An 18966-nucleotide genomic window follows, 5' to 3' on the forward strand; every position below is an offset into this window, starting at 1 on the left:
GTACTCCGCCGGTATCAAGCCGGCGGAGTACGTGGCATACGGCAAAAAAGATATGCATATTTGAACAACTCTCCCATTCATGTTAAAATCAAGCTAGTTATTGTGATAAAGCAGACTTAGCTTTAGGTAGGGTTTTAACCCCATCTGAAGGTTAGTCGCTCTTATCCAGAGGCTTAGCCGCTCGCCTGTGCCCGCCGCAGGGGTAAACTCTCACTTGTAGAAGATGGGAGTCTTAGAGCGGGTTAGCCATCGGATAAAAAAACGACATAATAGGGTTAATAATTTTCAGAAATATAAAAATATTTTCTTGGTGCTCATGGGAGGGGTATTGTTTTGAAGAAGGATGGCCCGGACATACTTAAACTTAAGGCAATTCAAGATTATATCCAACAGGTGGCAGATGCATTTTCAGTTGTACTTAATTACGAAGTTGCTATTGTAGATGTGTACTTAGAGGTCTTAGTGGGGACGGGAAAGTATCGAGATCAAATTGGCGTTGTTTATGATTTAGGGACAGTAAACTATCAAATGCGCTACACACCAAAAAGCTTTTTTGTTATCGATCCGCCAAATTGTAAACTATGTCAAAATTGTAAGTTGTTGAAGACCTGTAAGGTGTTGGCAGGCTTGTTCTACCCGATAAAATTGGGAGATAAATTATTAGGCTCAATCTCATTATATGCTTTCGATGAAACGCAAAAAGAAAATATGTTAAAAGACTTTGTTAAACTTAAACTGTTCTTACAGCACCTGGTAGAATTAATTTCTGGAAAACTTAATGAACGGGTACTGTATGAACAATCGAAAAAAGCGGCTGAGCAATTCGATACCTTGATTAATTCTGTGCGTGAAGGCATTATGGCGGTTGATTATCAGGGAAAGATAACTCATGTCAACCGATCGGCCACCGAGCTTCTGATGGTACCGGCTAACCTTATCAATGGACGGATGTTGGAAGACGTTTTTTCAGGGATTTCTCTACAGGTACTCATGAAAATGATTAAACCATATATGGAACAAGATATATTTTATAAACATGGTCAAAAAACATTACACTTTATGAGCACGGCCACCGAAATAGAGTATGGAGGTTATATTAGCGGTTTCGTTCTTTCCCTTCGTTCAATCAAGGAAATGCGTAAATTAGCCGGGCGTTTTATCCGGGAGGAGCGCAAGTATACCTTTGACGGCATTCTTAGCCAAAATACGGAAATTGTTGATATTAAAAAGAAAATGTGCACAGTGGCGAAAACCGATTCAACCGTCCTGATAACAGGTGAAAGCGGAACCGGTAAGGAACTTTTTGCCCATGCCATTCATCATGAAAGCCTGCGGCAGGAAGGTCCTTTTATTGTCGTAAATTGCGGGGCCATTCCGGAGAACCTGCTTGAAAGTGAGTTGTTTGGCTATGAAGAAGGCGCATTCACCGGGGCGCGGCGTACCGGGAAGCCAGGAAAGTTTGAATTGGCTGATGGCGGAACCATATTCCTTGATGAGATCGGGGATATGCCCTTGCAACTGCAAGTCAAACTATTGCGGGTGCTGCAGGAACGGATGATTGAACGAATAGGGGGGACTAAGCCATTACCTGTCGATGTCCGGGTTATTGCTGCCACTAATAAGAACTTGGAAGAAATGATAAACACTAACCAATTTCGCAGTGATCTATATTATCGTTTGAGTGTTATACCTTTCCATATTCCGCCTTTGCGGGAAAGAATGGAGGACTTGGAACTGCTCATTCACTGTTTCATCCAAAAATTCAATTTGATTTTTGGAAAGCAGGTTAAAGGTTATACCCATGAGGCATTGGCGAAAATGCATGAGTACCCCTGGCCGGGTAATGTTCGGGAATTAGAGAATGCCATTGAGTATTCAACTAATGTTTGCCCTAATGCATTCATTGACGCCAATTATCTGCCGAATCGAATTAGTAAGCATGGCCCTGCTTCACAATTGCTCCAACCTCACCGAATCAGTGAGCATAGCACTGCTTCACAACTGTCTCAACCGCAGGATAGTATTCAATCAATCGTGGATATGGAGAAAAATGCTATTATAGAAGCCCTAAAAAAGTTTGGCACAAGTAACCAAGCCAAAGAAAATATAGCAAAGTCTTTGGGGATGGGCCGTTCCACCCTTTATCGAAAAATTAAAAAAATGGGTATAGAGGCAGAATTAATGGAATGAACAATGCATGACTATTAGTTCGCTACAAGGTATGAGTAAGGGCTTGCCTAATGAAGGCAGGTTCTTTTTTTATTCTAAGATGAGATATTTAAATTAAATATCAAAATGGGACTTAATTTATACAATCATCGTCCCAAGATGGGACAGAAATTTAAGTTTTAAATTCATAAAACACAAACACCAACCAAAGCATATCCAGAGTATTTGGTACAGAATTGAGTACTCCTAAAATGCAGACACAAATTAACAATTTTTATTATATATATTATTATTTTCAAAAAAAAGAGTGTCTTGCGTAAAGTTGGCGCAAAAGTTGCGTTAACTTTATTATTGTATTTTTAAAATACAATGAAGGCTGTTTAAGTAAAATGATATTTTTCTGAGTTATGTATATCGAGTTATTTTATGCATATGCCAAAAATGAGTTTTGAAAATACTGATATAAATTAGTAATAGTCCTAAAATAGGACAAAATTTCGTAGTTTTGCATACATAAAACACAAATACCAACCAAAACACACATCCATAGTACTTGGTACAAAGATTGCATTACCTTTAAATACAGGCATTAAATGGATAAATTCTTTATATGTAGCAAAATTTTTCAAAAAAGAGTTTTGATACATGAATTTGGCACAAAATTTGCAATAGTATAACTATACAACCTTTGTTGAGTATTTTCAGTTAGTTGCAGGAGCAGCAGGCATGGTAAAGACGTTAGAATTTCGGAATAAGAATAGGGGTGAATGTTTTGAAATTGGAAATTGGCCGGATTCATATTAAGGACATTCAGTTAGGCAGTGAGACTTCTGTAAAAGACGGAGTGTTATGCGTTGATAAAGAGGGATTGATCGCCTTTCTGAAGCAAGACGAAAGAATTAAAGATATCAAGCTTGATGTAGCCAAGCCAGGTGAAAAAGTAAGAATCATCCCGGTAAAAGACGTAATTGAGCCTAGGGTAAAGGTGCAAGGCGGTATTAACGGCTTTCCGGGGATTACGGCCAAGCAGGCGCAGTGCGGCGACGGCAGAACCCATGTTTTATATGGTGCCGCAATTGTAACCGTGGGTGATATTGTTGGTTTTCAGGAAGGTGTTATTGATATGTGGGGCGAGGGGGCCAGGTGGACGCCCTTTTCCAAAACCTATAATTTAACAGTGGATATTCAGGTGGCAGAAGGCCTGCAGCCTCATATCCATGAAGAAACCGTCAGGGTTGCCGGGCTTAGGGCAGCAGAGTTTGTGGGCCTGGCCGGGAATGTAACCCCGGATGAGATACTTACCTTCGAACTTGGCAGTATTTTTGCAGAAACCGCCAAATATCCTAATTTGCCCAGGGTGGTTTACGCGCAAATGAATATTACCCAGGGACTCTTACACGACACCTATATTTACGGTGTCAACCAGGCCAATATCCTGCCGACCCTGCTTCATCCCAATGAGGAATTGGATGGCGCGGTAGTCAGCGGCAACTGTGTTGCCGCCTGCGATAAGATTACGACATACCAGCACCAAAATAATTCCGTGATCTATGACCTGTACGCCCAGCATGGCAAGGAAATTAATTTCTTAGGGGTCATCATGGTACCTGAACACACGACCCTGGCCGGGAAGGTGCGTGCCTCCGATTATACGGTAAAACTGGCGACCATGCTGGGTGCCGATGCCGTGATTGTATCAGAAGAAGGCTATGGCAATCCTGACTCCGACCTCTTAATGATTTGTAAAAAGTGTGAGAAATCCGGTATTAAAACCGTTTTAATCACTGATGAATGTGCAGGCAGAGACGGTATGTCACAACCTTTGGCTGACACGGCAGCAGAGGCAGTGGCGGTAATTTCCGGAGGAAATGTCAGTCATGTGGTTACATTGCCGCCGGCAGATAAAGTTATCGGCAATAAGGCAGCCATTTCCGTATTAGCCGGTGGGTGGGAAGGCTCCTTACTGGAAGACGGCAGTTTGATGTGTGAGTTAAATGCCGTTATTGGCGCCACTTCAGAAATCGGCTTCCACAATGTAACCTGCAGACTATATTAACACTAACGAGAAAGGAGGGTATCTTATGTCAGACAAGTTCAAAGTGCTCTACTATGTAAACCAATTCTTTGGCCAGGTAGGCGGTGAGGATCAGGCAGGCATGCCGCCGGAATTTAGAGCAGGCAAAATAGGTCCGGCCATGGGTTTTGAAGGCTTGCTCAAGGGTGAAGGAACAGTTACCGGCACCATTATTTGCGGTGATAACTATTTCAACGAGAGCAAGGAAGCCGCTATGGCAACTATTTTGCAGATGGTCAAAGAAGCTGCGCCGGATGTTTTTGTCGCCGGTCCGGCCTTTAATGCCGGACGGTACGGCGTAGCCTGCGCAGAGATTTCCAAAGCAGTTGCCGAGCAGCTGACCATTCCGGTAGTCACCGGCATGTATGTGGAAAACCCCGGAGTGGATACCTGCAAAGCCGTCGCCTATGTGGTAAGTACCAGCGATAACGCCGGCGGCATGCGTAAAGCATTGCCCTTAATGGCGTCTCTCGCCTATAAGCTGGCAAAGGGGATTGAAATTGGTTCACCGGAAGCAGAAGGTTACATTGCCCGGGGTATGAGAAAAACTCTCTTTGTGGAAAAAAGAGGTTCTGAGCGGGCGGTGGAAATGCTCTTAGCGCGGCTGAAGGGTGAGCCGTTTGAAACCGAAATGCCGATGCCGGTTTTTGATGTAGTGGCTCCTGCCGCAGCCATTAAAGAGTTAAGCAAGGCCACCATTGCCTTGTGCACCACCGGCGGTATTGTTCCGGCGGGAAATCCGGACAAAATCCAATCAGCCAGCGCCCAAAAATGGGGCAAGTATGATGTCAGTGCAAGTAATGCCCTGGAAGCTCCCTGCTATTATACAACCCATGGCGGCTACGACCCCGTATATGCCAATGAGTTTCCAGACCGCGTCGCTCCTTTGGATATTTTAAAAGAATATGAAGCCGAAGGATATATTGGCAAGGTTTTCGACTGGTTTTATACCACCACCGGCACCGGCACTGCCGTAAGCAAATCAGTGGAATTTGGCACGGAAATCGGTGCAGAATTACAAGCTGCCGGAGTGGATGGTGTAATCCTGACATCCACCTGAGGCACCTGTACACGTTGCGGTGCAACGATGGTAAAAGAAATCGAAAGATATGGCATTCCGATTGTTCATATGGCTACCATTACGACCATTAGCGAATCAGTCGGTGCCAACCGGATTGTTCCGACAGTTGCAATTCCTTATCCGGTGGGCAATCCGAAGTTTGATAAGGGCGAGGAACATGCTTTAAGAAAAACACTTGTTAAAAAGGCGCTGGATGCCTTGACTACGGACATTACCGAACCGACTCAGTTTGAGTAGCAAATACTGATATAGAGAAATTGGCGGTACTGTCTGTGAGCAATGCTAAGGAGGCTCAGACCTCCCAGACATTGTAAAACAGTTGCTGTTGTAATACATTGCCGGTCGTGATTAGCACAAAGATAATATTATGGATTAAAAAGGAGTTTCAGTAATGGAACAAGACCAAAAAGTGTTTCAGGCATTTAATGAATTGAATATTTCATACCAGCTTTATCAACATCCGCCTGTATATACCGTAGAAGAATGGGAGCAATATATTGGCGGCGAAGAGGGGGCTGTGTGCAAGAGTCTTTTTCTGCGGAACCCGAAAGGGGATAAGCATTTTCTTGTCATTGCCGATCATTCAACCACGATTGAGCTGAAGCTTCTGGCGAAACATCTGGCTGAAAAGCAGGTAAGTTTTGCTTCGGAAAAGCGGCTTGAACAATATCTTGGATTATCGCGAGGTGCGGTTTCTCCTTTTGGCTTATTGAACGATGGCAACCAGCAAGTGATTGTTGTGCTTGACGCAAAACTAAAAAGATATAATCGCCTGAAATTTCATCCTAATATAAATACTGAAACTGTTACTATTTCTTATGGTGACTTGGAAAAATTCATTCAATGGCGTGGCAATAAGCAGATAGGTATTAATTTGTAGTCGATTACCCTAATAACGCTGAGAAAATGGACAGGGACAAATTTACCGTCCGTCAGGGTGAGGAGCGGGTACTGCTGTAAATTAAAGAAGAGGGTGAACTATCATGCAAATTTATGACATTATCATTATCGGCGGCGGTCCTGCAGGGCTTGCGGCAGGACTGTATGCCGGCCGGGCGCGGCTGAAGACTCTCCTAATTGAAAAAGATAAAGACGGCGGGCAGATTGTTATCACCTCCGAGGTAGAAAACTATCCCGGTTGCATGGAAGAAGAATCCGGCGTATCCTTAGTAGCTCGCATGACCCACCAAACCGAAAAGTTCGGTGTAGAACGCGCTCAGGATACCATTACCGCAGTCGACTTTTCCGGTGATGTCAAAGTGCTTAAAGGCAAAAAAAACGAATACCATGGCCGCAGTGTAATTATTGCTACCGGCGCATATCCTCGCCCCATTGGCTGCGAAGGCGAAAAAGGACTCATCGGTAAAGGCGTTTCCTATTGCGCCACCTGTGACGGCAACTTCTTTGAAGACATGGACATTTATGTGGTCGGCGGCGGCGATACTGCCGTAGAAGAAGCTATGTATCTGACTAAATTTGGTCGCAAAGTAACCATAGTCCATCGCCGGGATCAGCTGCGGGCTGCTAAATCCATTCAGGAGAAGGCGCTCAAAAATCCTAAAATCAATTTTATGTGGGATACTGTCATCACCCAATTAAAAGGCGACGGCTTGCTTGAATCCATGGTTATAAAGAATCTGAAAACCGGTGAGGAAACAGAGATTCAGGCTCCGGCAGAGGATGGCACCTTTGGGGTGTTCGGCTTTATCGGCTTTTTGCCTCAATCCAGCATATTCGAGGGAGCTATTACGCTGAAGGATGGTTACATACCGACCAATGAAAGAATGGAAACCAATGTTCCCGGCGTATTTGCCGCCGGTGACATCCGGGTCAAAGATGTGCGCCAGGTTGTAACCGCCGCAGCAGACGGGGCGATAGCCGCTATGATGGCGGAAAAATATTTAGAACAATAAGATTCGATTGCTCGATTGTTCGGCATATCGATACAACAAAAGGGAGAGTGTTGTTATGTTAGTTGTTGACAAAGAGACATTTGAAACCGAAGTGCTTAAAGCAGAGGGCACTGTACTGGTAGACTTTTTCGGCGATGGCTGTGTACCTTGCCAGGCGTTGCTGCCTCACGTTGAAGCTCTTGAAAAAACCTACGGAAACAAAATCAAATTTACTAAACTCAATACCACAGGTGCCCGCCGTCTGGCCATCAGTCAAAAGATCATGGGCCTGCCGGTTATCGCTATCTATAAAGGCGGCGCCAAAGTGGAAGAATTGGTGAAAGAAGATGCTACCCCGGACAATGTGGAGCAAATGATTAAAAAATACATTTAATTAGTTAGCGATTAAGCTATTTAGCGGTCGCGGTACCGCCGGGACCGTTTAAATAAAATTAAAATTAGGAGGAATCAGGCTATGTTGCTGAAAGACAAAAAAGTCATTATTATCGGCGACAGGGACGGCATCCCCGGCCCCGCGATTGCACTTTGTGCGCAAACCGCAGGCGCGGATGTAGTATTCTCATCAACAGAATGCTTTGTCTGAACTGCTGCGGGCGCTATGGACCTGGAAAACCAAAAGCGGGTTAAGGAATTCACGGAGGAATACGGTGCGGAAAACATCGTAATCCTGCTCGGCGCAGCCGAGGGAGAGGCGGCAGGTCTTGCAGCCGAAACCGTAACAGCCGGCGACCCCACTTTTGCAGGTCCTTTGGCGGGAGTCCAGTTGGGACTGAGAGTATACCATATGTGCGAGCCGGAAATGAAGGCCGAGGTAGACCCACAGGTATATGAAGAACAAATCAGTATGATGGAAATGGTTCTGGATATCGACAGCATTGTTGATGAAATGAAATCCATTCGCGATCAATACTGCAAGTTCTAGGGTTTTATCCGATGGCTAATTCCGATTGATAAGTTTTATTTCCATGTATTGCTAAGATAAGCCGTATCACTATCACTTCACGCGAGTGACAGGAGGAATGTGCGGGCGGTAAGAGAGAGGATTACATAGTAGGCCTTATCTTTTAGCGCCCGTTTAATCTTTAGACGAAAGGGTGTTTCCTATGTACAGTGTACTCAAAGGGGCGAGCTACTTTCTGGCACATACGCCAGACATGGTTGTTCATAATGGTACGACCCAAACTACTGAAAAGAGAGTAAAACCTGATTCCGATTATCTGAAAGAAATCGTACATGGCCTGCGTGACTATGAGGCGTGTGCAGCTTATCCGCCCAATCAGGTTTATATCGGTAATATGACACCCGATGAACTGGCAGAGCTGCCTATGCCTTGGTATGACAAGCGCGTGGAAGCAAAGCGCCAGGGTACGTTCGGGGAAATCATGCCACAGGATGAATTTATCGGCATGATGAAAATCTGTGATGTATTTGACCTGGTCAAGCTGAATGAAAATTTCAGCAAGGCTGTTAAGGCGAAGCTGGAAGCCCACCCGTTGGTGGACAACGCGCTGCTTGCCGGCCTGGACAAGTATGCCGGAGCAGCGGAAATTGCCGAGTTGGTAAAAAACGCCGGGGCTGAGCCTATTTATCTGCATGGCGAAGCAATCGGCTGCGTGAAGGCTGCTCATGATATTGACGATTCCCTGTCAGCTCATGTCATTTTTGAAAACCTGGTTTCCAAGGCATCCTGTGTAGTATCTGTTCTGCATTTAATCCACCAGAACGGTGTGAAAAAAGAAGAAGTAGAATATGTAATTGAGTGCTCCGAGGAAGCTTGCGGTGACATGAATCAGCGTGGCGGCGGCAATTTTGCCAAAGCTGCAGCCGAAATGGCAGGACTCATCAATGCCACCGGCAGTGATGTGCGCGGTTTCTGCGCCGGTCCTACCCATGCGCTGGTACAGGCGGCCTCTTTGGTTAAGGCAGGAGTCTTTAAACATGTGGTAGTAGCCGCAGGTGGTTCCACAGCCAAGCTGGGGATGAACGGCAAAGACCATCTGAAAAAAGGCTTGCCCATATTGGAGGATTGTGTGGCAGGATTCGCGGTGCTGATATCGGAGAATGACGGTGTCAGTCCTGAACTCAATACCGATATTCTTGGCCGTCACACTGTGGGAACCGGCTCAGCACCGCAAAATGTCATTTCTTCATTGACTTTTGCTGCTTTGGAGAAGGCGGGCCTTAAGCTGACCGATGTGGACAAATACTCGGTGGAAATGCAGAATCCTGATATCACTAAACCTGCCGGTGCGGGCAATGTGCCGGAAGCCAACTACAAAATGATTGGTGCGCTGGCTGCTATGAAGGGTCAAATCCAGAAAACGGAGTTAAATTCCTTCGTAGAAAAGCACGGCATGACCGGTTGGGCGCCAACACAAGGTCATATTCCTTCCGGTGTTCCGTATCTTGGTTTTGCACGTCAGGAAATGCTGGCGGAAAGGATAGAGCGCGCTATGTTCGTCGGCAAGGGAAGTCTGTTCTTAGGACGCATGACCAACCTGTTTGACGGTATTTCCTTTGTGCTGCAGAAAAATAGCGGTACAAACCGGGCGGACGGGATTACCGAAGCCCGGGTGCAGCAGCTGATTGCCGCGTCCCTGCGGGAGTTTGCCGGGCACCTTGCCGGAAAGCTGGAGGAGTAGCGTTATGGCGGATAAAGAGATCAACCGTATCATTGCCGACACCTTTCTCAAGCTGGCGGATACACTGGAAAACGGTGCTCAGGCTCCCCGGGCCGTTATCGCCCTTACCGCCCTTGGCAGTGAGCATGGTGAGGACGAACTTTACCAAGCTGCGGCTATGGCAGCCAAGCAGGGAATACAGGTGAAGGTCATCGGCACGAAGCCTGCGAACGCTCCCGGTGTGGAAACAGTGAGCATTTCGACGGAAGAAGAGGGGCATGAAGCACTGGAAAGCCTGTTAGACAGCGGGGCTGCCCAGGGCGGCGTAACCATGCATTACCCGTTTCCCATCGGGGTTTCCACGGTAGGTCGTGTTATTACACCAGCCAAGGGGAAGGCGATGTATATTGCCACCACCACCGGCACAACAGCTCTTGACCGGGTAGAGGGACTTGTGCGCAATGCCCTGTATGGTATTGCCACAGCCAAAGCCTGCGGTGTGGCTGAACCGACGGTGGGCCTCTTAAATATTGATGGGGCACGTCAGGCGGAACTACAGCTGCTGAAGCTGGCGACCAATGGCTATCCTATCCGGTTTGCCACTTCAGGCAGAAGTGACGGCGGTGTTATCATGCGGGGCAACGATCTTTTGAGGGGTTCTTGTGATGTAATGGTCACCGATTCACTGACAGGCAACATTCTTATGAAATTATTTTCCTCATACCATACCGGCGGCAACTATGAATCTGTCGGTTACGGCTACGGGCCGGGTATGGGAGAAAACTTCGATAAGCTAATCCTGATCGTGTCCCGTGCTTCCGGTGCTCCTGTAGTCCAAGGAGCCATTGAATTTGCGGCCGAGCTGGCTGGCGGCGACTACCAACGCGTCTTTGCGACAGAGCTTAAGGCGGCCAAACAGGCCGGACTTGACGCTGTGTTAGCCGGCTGCCGGGTGCAAAAGCAACCGGTAGAAGTGTCTAAGGCCGCAGCGCCGCCGAAAGAAGTGGTGACCGCGGAAATCCACGGCATCGAAATTTTGGACTTGGAGGACGCCGTACAGGCTTTGTGGAAGGAAAACATCTATGCTGAAAGCGGCATGGGTTGTACCGGACCGGTAGTTCTGATCTCTGAGGCAAAAGTGGAACAGGCCAAGGGCATTTTATTGAGCAAAGGGTATATCGGCGAATAATAACAGCTCGTGCAAGGAGGCCTTTCCATGACGAAGCAGCAAAGCCTGCGTACTTTACCTAAGATGGATGACCTTTTGCGGGTCATAGAAAGTTAAAGCGGCAATCTTTGAAGTAAAAATCTAATTGATTGTCCTTACACTCCGTCGGCGGCAATACCGGCGGAGTGTGTGGCATACAGGAAAGTATGTTCAGTACGATTACTTAGTCTAGCAATACAGAACGAGGAAGCGGCTGTTCTGTGCAGCACTTGAGCAGAGTTTACGGGAGGTAGCAAAGATGGAAATGAAACAATTGGAAGCATTTGTCGCAGTGGTTCAATACAACAGCTTTTCCAAGGCCGCCGACATGATCTATTTGTCTCAGCCGACCATTAGCGCCCATATCAGTTCTCTGGAGAATGAGATCGGGGCGCAGCTGTTGATACGTTCGACTAAGGCGGTTTATCCAACCCAGACAGGCAAAGAGTTGTTTCACCGGGCCAAAAGCATCCTTGCCCTGCGCGATGAGGCTATCAGCAGTGTCAGTAGGATTGACCGGGAATTGATGGGAGAAATCAGCATCTTAGCCTCTACCGTGCCTGCTCAGTTTTTGCTGCCGGAAATCATTACCGCCTTTCAAAAACAGTATCCCCGTATCGTGTTTCATATCCACCAGGCGGGCAGCCAGCAAGTCGTGGAAGGGCTTTTGGGATACCGGTATGATTTTGGTATAGTGGGCACAAGCGTCAATTCCCGTTGTTTGCTGACAGTTCCTTTCTATCATGACAGACTGGTGCTGATTATCCCCAAATCGATGCCGGTTAACAAAGGGGCGATGTATCGCGACCTGCCGGCGTTTTTACGGCAACAGCCTTTTGTGATGCGCGGGGACGGCTCCGGCACCCGTGTGGAAATGGAACAACTGCTGTATAAGCAGGGCATTTCTGTCCAGAATCTGAATATTGTGGCCTATTTTCATGACACCCAGAGCATTTTATCGGCTGTGTCCCAGGGAATGGGAATATCCTTTGTTTCCAAAGTTGCGGCAACTGCCTATGAAAAAACCGGGCAAATCAAGGTATATAACCTTGAGCAGCAGGCATTCACGCGGCAATTTCATCTTGTTTTTAAAAAAGAAGTGGTGTTATCGCCGGTCCAAAGGGTATTTGTCACTTATCTGGAAAATTATTTTGCTAATGGAAACATTGCTGTATATTCTGAGCAAAGAGATTGCCGCTAAAATCATGTGCTGTCCCGGCGGTGAAAGCCCTGAGAAAATCTTATAATTTAGAGGAGAGAAGCCTGTGAAGAGCATACGGACTTTTTTTATCCTTATCATTACCGGCATTACGCTACTGGTCTTTGGTATTCAGACCTATATTTCGTCAACGCAGGTCAAAGAGTATGCGGTAACTCAGCAAGAAGAAAAATTATTGACTCAGGCTCTGCAAGAAGCAACATCACTATATATTCCGATCAAAGAGATTTCCGACGAAGCTATAACCCTGGGCAATATGATTACAACCATGCCGGAGTACCAGGAAGAGATTGTCCTTAGTTATATTAAGAAAAGCGTGCAGAAAAGTAAGTCCTTTGCCGGTGCCGGCATGGCGTTTGAGCCGTACGCCTATCAGCCGGATGTGAAAAATCATTACCCGTACATGATGAAGGACAAAAACGGTATACCGGTTTTAACGTGGGAATACAGTGTAGTGGATTATCATGCTAAAGCGTGGTATAAATTAGGTATCGGCTTGCAAAAGACAGTTGATTACTCAGAACCGTATGTGGACCAAAGCGACCCTAATCTGATCTGGGTAACCTGTGTTCATCCAATCGATAAAAACGGTAAGCGCATTGGCGTGGCGGAAGCAGATTTCACTCTGGACATTTTTAAGCGGCAGCTGGCAGACATCCGTGTGGGGCAGAACGGTTATGCCTTCGCGCTTACCCGGGCCGGTATGGTTATTGGCAACTATACCGGCAGTAAAACCGAGCAGATCCAGGACTTATCAGTAAAGCTCACAGAGGTGTCTGACAAGGAATGGCGGGCGCTGGGTGAAGCAGCGCTGCATGCGAAGCAAGCGGGAATCATGCAAGTAAAAGATAATTACATTGTATACTCGCCGGTAGGCGATACCGGAATGACCCTGCTGTTGGTTTACCCGGCGGAGGAAGTCTTTGCCGGCTTGAACAGCCTGATGTATTCTAACCTGATATTGGTGACTGTCTCCATTCTCCTGTTTGTGTTCACGTTATCCTATTTTGTAAATCGGCGCATTGTCAACCCTATACGAAAATTGTCTGAAACTGCCAACCGGGTGGCTGCAGGCGATCTTAGCGACATCGGGGAAACCCAGGCGGGCAAGGATGAGATCGGTCAGTTGGCAGCGGCCTTTGCCACTATGTCCGGCAACTTGCGCAGCCTGATGGTGCAGGTCATGCAATCTTCAGAGCAGCTGGCCTCTTCGTCGGAAGAACTGACGGCAAGTGCCGAGCAGTCGGCGCAAGGCGCAACCCAAACGGCCATGAGTATTACGGCGGTGGCCGCCGGTACCGAGCGGCAAACCGGCGCCGTTAACCAAGCTACAGCTATTGTTGATCGCATTGCAAACGAGATCAACCAGGTTGCCGACAATGTCGGCATAGTTGAGGCGACTTCCGGGAAAGCAGCAGGCGCTGCCCAAGAAGGGGGCGAGGCGGTCGAAGCAGCAGTGCGGCAAATGGTTACTATTGAGACCAAAGTGACCCATACCGCGCAGATTGTTGTTAAGCTGGGGGAACGCTCCAAAGAAATCGGCCAGATTGTCGATACCATTGCCGGTATTGCCAGTCAGACCAACCTCTTAGCCCTCAACGCCGCCATTGAGGCAGCCCGTGCCGGTGAACAGGGGCGCGGCTTTGCGGTAGTGGCCGAAGAAGTGCGCAAGCTGGCGGAACAGTCCCAGGAAGCCGCCAAACAGATTGCCGGACTAATTGGCGAAATCCAGAGTGAGACTACCAGTGCGGTTATGGCCATGGATGAGGGCACGCGTGAGGTAAAGATCGGGGCGGAAGTTGTCAATAATGCAGGTCTTGCCTTTGCCGAGATAGTGACACTGTTTGATCAGGTATCAGACCAGGTGAGCAAAATTACCAATACGGTGCAGCGTGTTGCCGGTGGCAGCCAGGATATAGTTACGGCCGTAAAAGAAATTGATGAAATAAACAAAGATACTGCCAGTCAAACCCAGACGGTTTCAGCGGTTACGGAGGAGCAGGCAGCCTCCATGGAAGAAATCGCTGCCGCCAGTGAGGCTTTGGCCCAAATGGCGGAAACCTTGACTGGGGCTGTAAGCAGGTTCAAATTGTAGTTGGCTGAATAGATACAGAAAAGACTGGGCAATTAAGGTATATAAGACCTTGATTGCCCAGTCTTGTTAAAAAAGCAATGGTATTATTGTCTCTTTCCGAAGCCTTTTCTTACCGATATAGGGAAATGCCGCTGGAACCGCTCTGTACAGAACGGGCATAGTGCGGTATAATACAATATGTAAAATTTCTGAAAAGATGGTGAATCCAAGGCATGGAAATTATGCCGGCATACGAGAAAAAAAGTCTGAGCGATATAGTTGTTGCTTATGTGAAAAGTAAAATTTTGTCCGGTGCATTGAAAAGCGGTGATAAACTGATTGAGGCGGATATTTCCAGCGAGTTAAACACCAGCCGCGCCCCTGTACGCGAAGCGATGCGAATTCTGAACGAACAGGGGATTATTTCTTTTTCGCCGAGAAGAGGTAATCAGGTTCTGGAATTGAGTCCTAAAGAGGTTCTCGAGGTATTTGAGGTACGCATCTCGCTTGAAATTCAGATATTGCATGTACTTGTCACCCAAGATAAGCTGCAGGAGAACGATTACCAGGAATTGTACAATCTGACGCGGGAGATGAAAAATGGCGAAGGACGATGTAGTAACGATGAGGAGCGTGTATCCTTGTTGAATACATTGGATTTATCTTTTCACCGTTATTTGTGGAATGCTTCTGAAAGCAGCCGGCGTGCGCAGATTCTGGAGGGTTTGTTTTACCAGCTTTTGATTGTTATGAACCAAGATATTGTAACACTGGGTACCTTTGAGGAGAAGGCACAGGAGCATTTGCGGATTCTTAACGCCTTGAAAACCAAACAGTCGCCGCTGGTGTTGGACGAATTCATGAGGCATATGCACAATTATGTTGACGCAATGTTTACCAAACAATAAATAAGCCAATAAGGCTGTTTAAGCATGCTTATTTTTTTTTATCCCAACAGAAAACATAATTTTTTAAGAACAGGATAAGAGCAGCATCGACTTGTACCATAGCCATAGGCTTGGTGCAAGTCGTGTTTCTTAATGCGGAAATATAGATTAATCACATATGCGCAAGGGTTAAATAAAAGATATAAACAAAGCTGGAACGAAAGTTCCAGCTTGTTCATGTTCCGGGCTGAGCTTATTGCTGTTTGTATTGGGGTTCCTGCTTTTCAACATATTTTTGTCTTTGCTGTAATGTTTCAACGGCATTATCAAGTGTTGTTGCCAGTTGCTCAAAGGTTTGTTTTGCTTGCTGGTCTTGCGTTTCCAATGAAAATGTCTTCATCGTAGCTGCGGCATTTTGCACTGTGGCGATGGCCTGAGTCATCTGAGTACCTACTGTCATCTTTCTTCACCTCCTTTTACAGCAGTGCATGTACCTGTTGCTTAACCTGTGTTAAGACTCCCGGCTGCTGTAAATGGGAGGTTAGCCCACAGGCACGAATAAATGGTTGACTTAGCCCTTTGGCTTACAGAGTAAGGCTGCCAGGAACCCGAAAATAATGGCCGCTGAAATGCCGGCGCTGGTAACTTTAAAAATGCCGGTCAACACGCCGACAAGACCGGTTTTTTCCGCCTCCTGCAGGGCACCTTTTACCAGTTGATTGCCAAAACTGCTTATCGGAACCGATGCTCCCGCACCGGCAAATTTAATTAAATCGTCATATACGCCAAAGCCGCCTAACACAGCTCCGGTCACTACCAGCGCAACCATGGTGTGCGCCGGCGTTAGCTTCAGTCCATCCATCAGGAGTTGTCCAATTACGCAGATTGTTCCACCAACGACAAATGCTAAAATAAACTTTTCCAACATAAGCCTCCTGTTACATTTCTATTGCTACCGCATGGGCAACACAGGGTATGCTTTCTTTTTGCTGATATGACATGGGGGAGAGCAAAGCGCCTGTGGCGATGACCAGAATCCGGTTCAATTCCCCCCGGCGCATGCGGTTTAAAAGGTGGCCGAACGTAGTTGTGGCAACACAGGCGCAGCCACTGCCGCCGGCGATAACCGGCTGGTCTTCTTTGTACATTAACAGACCGCAGTCGGTGAATTTTTCCACCGGGATATCCAGGCCGTGTTTGGTAAGCAGATCGCCGGCAATCCGGTGACCAACCTTGCCCAGGTCGCCGGTGGTAATCAGGTCATAGTGATTGGGGGATATGTTCAGATCCCGGAAATGGGCTTGGATGGTGTCAACGGCAGCCGGAGCCATGGCGGCACCCATGTTAAAAGGATCGGAAAGCCCCATGTCAATTACCCGCCCAATTGTAGAGGCGATAACTCGCGGGCCTTCCCCTTGTTTAGCGACAACGGCGGCACCGGCTCCGGTCACAGTCCACTGGGCAGTCGGCGGTTTTTGTGCACCATATTCGGTAGGATAACGGTATTGTTTTTCCGAGGCGGCATTGTGGCTGGATGTACCGACAAGTGCATTCTGGGCGAAACCGCCGTCAATAATCGCCGAGGCCAGGGAAAGGCCTTCCATCGAACTGGAACAGGCGCCATAAATACCCAAATAGGGAACGGCAAGGGTTCGGGCGGTAAAGCTGCTGGGCATAATCTGGTTAATCAGATCGCCGCTGAAAAAAAACTGGATATCTTCTTTTTTAAGCCCAGCCTTCTTAATTGCCGTTTCGCAAGCTTGCTCCAACAGTAGTTTTTCGGCTTGCTCATAGCTGTCCTGACCAAGCCAGATATCACCGTGCAGCAGGTCGAAATCGCCTGCCAGATTGCCCTGGGCCTCAAAAGGCCCGCCGATAGCCGCCGAAGCAATGATTGCCGGTTTAGACGGAAAAATCCATGTTTGATGACCTTGCAGCATTTACATTCCACCTAACGATGTTATGAGTACCCGCACAATGGCGACAACAAAAGCGGAAAAGACGCCAAATACCAGAACCGGTCCGGCGATTTTAAACATGTTGCCGCCGACACCCAGTACAAACCCCTCACTTTTATGGTCAAGGGCGGCTGAGGTAATAGTATTGGCAAACCCTGTAACCGGCACTGCGCTCCCGGCACCGCCCCATTGAGCGATGTGATCATATACTCCGATACTGGTAAGGATCACGGAAAGCAAAATCATAATAGCCACCGTCGGATCGCCGGCTGTCTTTTCATCAAAATTAAAATAGGTCATAAAAAACAACTGTACTCCCTGGCCTATCGTACAGATAATGCCGCCGACAATAAAAGCGCGAATGCAGTTTTTGAATAGGGGACGCTGCGGCTCCCGCGCGCGGGCAAAGTCCTGGTACTGCTGCTGGGCGGGAGTCAGCTTCTTGCGTTTGATACTTGACAATATAATCCACCTTCTAACGCAATAAATATGGTTTAAGCTTAGCCATAAGGCGGCTTATCTGTTTCGCATGCTCAGCATACATTTGTTTAGCAGCCTCATTCTGGGTTTCCAGTGAAAAGGTTGTAAGGTCGGCCTGCACTTTTTCAAAGTTTGCATACAGCATTTCCTTGATTTTGGGTTGCGGCAGTTGGACCGAGTCATCAAACAAATCGAGGTACAAATCACCGGAAGAGTCTACTTGTCCGACAAAAACATTATCCAGCGATACCCCTATTGTCTCCAGTTGGATGCCCAGCCATTCGGTGTTAAAGCCTAAAGACGCGAGCGGCTCAGGCAATATGTTGCCGTCAAGGATGACTGTCTGCGGTTCTGCCAGAGGGGCTGTTTTTATCCCCAGATCATGCGCCGCTACAGGCTTTTTGTCAGATTTCATAAATACACTGATGTCACCGGTATCTTCCATTACCGCAAATTCTACATCTGCCAGATTAAAAGCATTTTTGGAACGAAGCTCCCGCAGCAGTTCTTCGCCGGTTAGCCTTGTTTGCAGGAGATTTTCCTCCATAATTTTTCCATGCTTGACTAACACCGTTTCCTTTCCATTGACCAGGTCATGAACCCATTTGCTTTTAAGGGACAAATAATCCAAAGCTATCGGCAGCAGCACCCAGACACTAAGCGCAACAAGTCCGATGGCAGGCCTGGTAAGCTGTAAGGATATGGCGGCGGCAATTACTGCCGCTGCTATGTAACATACAAACCGAAACGGCGTTATCCGGGCAAGATTTCTCTTTCCCATCACCCTGGTCAAAAGCAGCAGCAAAAAGAATAACGAAACTGAACTAAGTAATATCTGTAGCCATGCCTGCATTGTTTAATCTCCTGACTAGTACCTTGCGTCACTTATAATTTGAAGTTAAATAACTGTAGAATTCAAGTGGTTAGACGACGCAAAGTTCTAATTTCCTTTATATTGTGGTTCCTGATACTCTAATGTCTGCAATCTTCTTTCAAGGTCATTAATAATTATCCCGGTAGCTGCCAGGGCTTCCTTGTAGACTAACTTGGTTTCTTCATCCCGTGTCTGCGCTGTATAGAGTCTTAATGTACCCTGAGTACCTTTTAAAGTAGCTAATGTCTGTTTGACTTGAGAAGCAACTGTCATTTGAAGTACCTCCGTTTACCATAGTATGGTTACTTTTAGCAAGGTTAATTCAGTAAAATAGGCTGAAAAATTTTACCCGGGACATTATAAACAAGCGGAGGATATCTTCCTTGTCCTTTGCGCACCCTATAGCACA

General features: G+C 47.0%; 18 protein-coding genes. 12 read left to right on the forward strand and 6 right to left on the reverse strand.

What is annotated here, in order from left to right:
* The first annotated feature begins 333 nt into the window (after window positions 1-333).
* From SPSPH_RS04570 to SPSPH_RS04625, 12 genes are all read left to right on the forward strand, one after another.
* Window positions 334-2190 carry a sigma-54 interaction domain-containing protein gene (locus tag SPSPH_RS04570; protein WP_083945400.1) on the forward strand — a complete coding sequence of 619 codons (1857 nt, stop codon included), beginning with the start codon at window positions 334-336 and terminating at the stop codon, window positions 2188-2190.
* 742 nt (window positions 2191-2932) lie between these two features.
* Window positions 2933-4225: a glycine/sarcosine/betaine reductase component B subunit gene (locus tag SPSPH_RS04575; RefSeq protein ID WP_244915961.1), complete on the forward strand. Its 1293-nt coding sequence runs from the start codon at window positions 2933-2935 to the stop codon at window positions 4223-4225.
* 25 nt (window positions 4226-4250) lie between these two features.
* Complete coding sequence (locus SPSPH_RS04580; protein ID WP_083945401.1) at window positions 4251-5561, forward strand: glycine/betaine/sarcosine/D-proline family reductase selenoprotein B; 1311 nt, start codon at window positions 4251-4253, stop codon at window positions 5559-5561.
* Window positions 5562-5715: 154 nt separating this feature from the next.
* The gene (locus SPSPH_RS04585; protein ID WP_075753660.1) at window positions 5716-6204 is read left to right on the forward strand and encodes a prolyl-tRNA synthetase associated domain-containing protein; all 489 of its coding nucleotides are present in this window, start codon (window positions 5716-5718) and stop codon (window positions 6202-6204) included.
* A gap of 103 nt (window positions 6205-6307) precedes the next feature.
* Complete coding sequence (gene trxB, locus SPSPH_RS04590; protein WP_198930887.1) at window positions 6308-7237, forward strand: thioredoxin-disulfide reductase; 930 nt, start codon at window positions 6308-6310, stop codon at window positions 7235-7237.
* A 55-nt stretch (window positions 7238-7292) separates the two neighbouring features.
* Window positions 7293-7610, forward strand: a complete 318-nt coding sequence (gene trxA, locus SPSPH_RS04595) for a thioredoxin TrxA (RefSeq protein WP_075753664.1) — start codon at window positions 7293-7295, stop codon at window positions 7608-7610.
* 81 nt (window positions 7611-7691) lie between these two features.
* Window positions 7692-8159, forward strand: coding sequence for a glycine/sarcosine/betaine reductase complex selenoprotein A (grdA, locus tag SPSPH_RS04600; RefSeq protein ID WP_083945402.1), 468 nt, complete (start codon window positions 7692-7694; stop codon window positions 8157-8159).
* A 181-nt stretch (window positions 8160-8340) separates the two neighbouring features.
* On the forward strand, window positions 8341-9879 hold the full coding sequence (gene grdC / locus SPSPH_RS04605) for a glycine/sarcosine/betaine reductase complex component C subunit beta (RefSeq protein ID WP_075753670.1): 1539 nt from the start codon (window positions 8341-8343) through the stop codon (window positions 9877-9879).
* Window positions 9880-9883: 4 nt separating this feature from the next.
* Window positions 9884-11047, forward strand: a complete 1164-nt coding sequence (gene grdD, locus SPSPH_RS04610; RefSeq protein ID WP_075753672.1) for a glycine/sarcosine/betaine reductase complex component C subunit alpha — start codon at window positions 9884-9886, stop codon at window positions 11045-11047.
* Window positions 11048-11324: 277 nt separating this feature from the next.
* A complete protein-coding gene (locus tag SPSPH_RS04615) occupies window positions 11325-12266 on the forward strand; it encodes a selenium metabolism-associated LysR family transcriptional regulator (RefSeq protein WP_075753674.1) in 942 nt (313 codons plus the stop codon).
* 64 nt (window positions 12267-12330) lie between these two features.
* Window positions 12331-14379, forward strand: coding sequence for a methyl-accepting chemotaxis protein (locus SPSPH_RS04620; protein WP_075753676.1), 2049 nt, complete (start codon window positions 12331-12333; stop codon window positions 14377-14379).
* Between the two features lie 212 nt (window positions 14380-14591).
* A complete protein-coding gene (locus SPSPH_RS04625) occupies window positions 14592-15266 on the forward strand; it encodes a GntR family transcriptional regulator (protein WP_075753678.1) in 675 nt (224 codons plus the stop codon).
* 232 nt (window positions 15267-15498) lie between these two features.
* Here SPSPH_RS04625 and SPSPH_RS04630 read toward each other — a convergent pair whose 3' ends face one another.
* From SPSPH_RS04630 to SPSPH_RS04655, 6 genes are all read right to left on the reverse strand, one after another.
* Window positions 15499-15705: a DUF1657 domain-containing protein gene (locus SPSPH_RS04630; protein ID WP_075753680.1), complete on the reverse strand. Its 207-nt coding sequence runs from the start codon at window positions 15703-15705 to the stop codon at window positions 15499-15501.
* 111 nt (window positions 15706-15816) lie between these two features.
* Window positions 15817-16173, reverse strand: a complete 357-nt coding sequence (gene spoVAE / locus SPSPH_RS04635) for a stage V sporulation protein AE (RefSeq protein WP_198930888.1) — start codon at window positions 16171-16173, stop codon at window positions 15817-15819.
* Between the two features lie 10 nt (window positions 16174-16183).
* Window positions 16184-17185, reverse strand: coding sequence for a stage V sporulation protein AD (gene spoVAD, locus SPSPH_RS04640; RefSeq protein WP_075753684.1), 1002 nt, complete (start codon window positions 17183-17185; stop codon window positions 16184-16186).
* A complete protein-coding gene (spoVAC, locus tag SPSPH_RS04645; protein WP_075753686.1) occupies window positions 17186-17665 on the reverse strand; it encodes a stage V sporulation protein AC in 480 nt (159 codons plus the stop codon).
* 13 nt (window positions 17666-17678) lie between these two features.
* Window positions 17679-18536, reverse strand: coding sequence for a DUF421 domain-containing protein (locus SPSPH_RS04650; protein WP_075753688.1), 858 nt, complete (start codon window positions 18534-18536; stop codon window positions 17679-17681).
* A gap of 87 nt (window positions 18537-18623) precedes the next feature.
* On the reverse strand, window positions 18624-18830 hold the full coding sequence (locus tag SPSPH_RS04655; protein ID WP_075753690.1) for a DUF1657 domain-containing protein: 207 nt from the start codon (window positions 18828-18830) through the stop codon (window positions 18624-18626).
* Window positions 18831-18966: the final 136 nt, after the last annotated feature.

Origin of the sequence: Sporomusa sphaeroides DSM 2875, assembly GCF_001941975.2 — a bacterium.
Taxonomy (GTDB): Bacteria; Bacillota; Negativicutes; order Sporomusales; family Sporomusaceae; genus Sporomusa; species Sporomusa sphaeroides.

Coding starts and splice junctions, on each gene's coding strand:
- SPSPH_RS04630 (WP_075753680.1), bottom strand. CDS start 15,705: ATGACAGTAGGTACTCAGATGACTCAGGCCATCGCCACAGTGCAAAAT.
- spoVAD (WP_075753684.1), bottom strand. CDS start 17,185: ATGCTGCAAGGTCATCAAACATGGATTTTTCCGTCTAAACCGGCAATC.
- SPSPH_RS04625 (WP_075753678.1), top strand. CDS start 14,592: ATGGAAATTATGCCGGCATACGAGAAAAAAAGTCTGAGCGATATAGTT.
- SPSPH_RS04655 (WP_075753690.1), bottom strand. CDS start 18,830: ATGACAGTTGCTTCTCAAGTCAAACAGACATTAGCTACTTTAAAAGGT.
- trxB (WP_198930887.1), top strand. CDS start 6,308: ATGCAAATTTATGACATTATCATTATCGGCGGCGGTCCTGCAGGGCTT.
- SPSPH_RS04650 (WP_075753688.1), bottom strand. CDS start 18,536: ATGCAGGCATGGCTACAGATATTACTTAGTTCAGTTTCGTTATTCTTT.
- grdD (WP_075753672.1), top strand. CDS start 9,884: ATGGCGGATAAAGAGATCAACCGTATCATTGCCGACACCTTTCTCAAG.
- grdC (WP_075753670.1), top strand. CDS start 8,341: ATGTACAGTGTACTCAAAGGGGCGAGCTACTTTCTGGCACATACGCCA.
- trxA (WP_075753664.1), top strand. CDS start 7,293: ATGTTAGTTGTTGACAAAGAGACATTTGAAACCGAAGTGCTTAAAGCA.
- SPSPH_RS04615 (WP_075753674.1), top strand. CDS start 11,325: ATGGAAATGAAACAATTGGAAGCATTTGTCGCAGTGGTTCAATACAAC.
- SPSPH_RS04585 (WP_075753660.1), top strand. CDS start 5,716: ATGGAACAAGACCAAAAAGTGTTTCAGGCATTTAATGAATTGAATATT.
- spoVAE (WP_198930888.1), bottom strand. CDS start 16,173: ATGTTGGAAAAGTTTATTTTAGCATTTGTCGTTGGTGGAACAATCTGC.